We start from the raw sequence: 1242 nt of genomic DNA, 5'->3' as shown, positions 1-1242 counted from the left end.
CGGAATGCGCCCCAACCGCGCCCCCAACGGACGCAAAAACTCTGCCTCCAAGCGAGCGATTTTGTCAGGGTTCGACCCGCCCCATTCTTCACCCCAGTCGGTCTGGATAGTCATTTCGGTCGGCACCCCGCACAGCCGCAGCCAACTCACTGCTAAACTCAAAAACGCCATCCCGTGCAGCGTGGAAATCTCACGGCTGAACGCTAAAAGGCGCAGCCGCGTGCGACTTTCAAGGAAAGTCCACTGATAGCGGGGGAGGCGATGCTTGCGCAGGTGATCCCAGCGTTCGGTGCCGAGCGTGCCCTTGTCGTAGATGTCTTTGACATCGGCTTGGATGAGCGTAAACGGTTCTTGGCTCTCCCACGCCCAGTGCGCAGGATAGAAGCGACGGCGTGGCTTGCGCGGGCGCGTGGGTGCTGTGGCGTGGCGTTTCAGGATGTGTCGGATGGTGTTGGGGGAGAGGTGAATGCCGTGTTGGGCGAGGTGTCGGGCAAGACGCTGGCGTCCGTAGTGGGTTTTTTGGTGGAGTTGCAGCACACGCTGCTCTATGTCGGGGTCGGTTTTTCTGGGTTGGCGTTTGGGGGTTTTGGGCAGGTCGTGCAGTCCTTGCTCGCCGTATTGTTGGTAGCGTTTGACCCACTTGCGCACGAGTTGTGGGGAGGTGTGGCATCGTCGTGCGGTTTCGCAGTAGTTTTGGGTCTGTTGGTAGATGTGGACGATGCGTTTGCGTGCTTGGATGGGGTTCATGTGGTATACCTCCTGATAGGTAAGTTCCATCGTTGGCGTGCCTCCTGTTGTGCGCGTTGTCGGAGAGATTCTACAGGAGGTGCGCCTGCTTTTTTCAAGTGTGGGTAGAGAACGGGGAGCAGGGGTGGGTGTAAACGATGTGTTGGCGCGTTTACCCTGAACCCTTGAATTCGCGCCGCCGCGCGCGGGTATAATTAGCTCTGCGCGGGGATCGTAGCTCAGTTGGTCAGAGCGCCTGACTGTGGCTCAGGAGGTCGTGGGTTCAAGTCCCATCGGTCCCCCCAGACGGGCCGTTAGCTCAGTTGGTAGAGCAGCTGACTCTTAATCAGCGGGTCGCAGGTTCGAGTCCTGCACGGCCCACCAATCGTTTGTCGTGCGCCGTTGTGCGGGGTACACTTACGCCGTGAGAATCGAGACCATCATCCCGATTGAGTCGCTCACGCCGCGCCAGATAGTGGCGGAGCTGGATAAGTATATCGTCGGACAAGCCAAAGC

Annotated in this window: 1 protein-coding gene and 2 tRNA genes; 2 read left to right on the top strand and 1 reads right to left on the bottom strand. The window is 59.0% G+C overall.

Going from position 1 to position 1242, the window contains the following annotated elements:
• Positions 1–777 (bottom strand): helix-turn-helix domain-containing protein (locus NW837_RS14235; protein WP_414332244.1); only part of this gene is annotated, 777 nt, incomplete at its 3' end.
• Positions 778–954: 177 nt separating this feature from the next.
• Here NW837_RS14235 and NW837_RS14230 point away from each other — a divergent pair.
• Together NW837_RS14230 and NW837_RS14225 are read left to right on the top strand one after the other, a co-directional pair.
• Positions 955–1031: transfer RNA gene (locus NW837_RS14230), tRNA-His, on the top strand.
• Between the two features lie 3 nt (positions 1032–1034).
• A tRNA-Lys gene (locus NW837_RS14225) sits at positions 1035–1110 on the top strand.
• Positions 1111–1242 lie beyond the last annotated feature (132 nt).

The organism is Synechococcus sp. R6-10, assembly GCF_047461815.1.
Classification (GTDB): Bacteria; Cyanobacteriota; Cyanobacteriia; order Thermostichales; family Thermostichaceae; genus Thermostichus.
The sequence above is the reverse complement of the archived record's forward strand: the minus strand, read 5'-3'. Positions and strand labels throughout refer to the sequence as shown.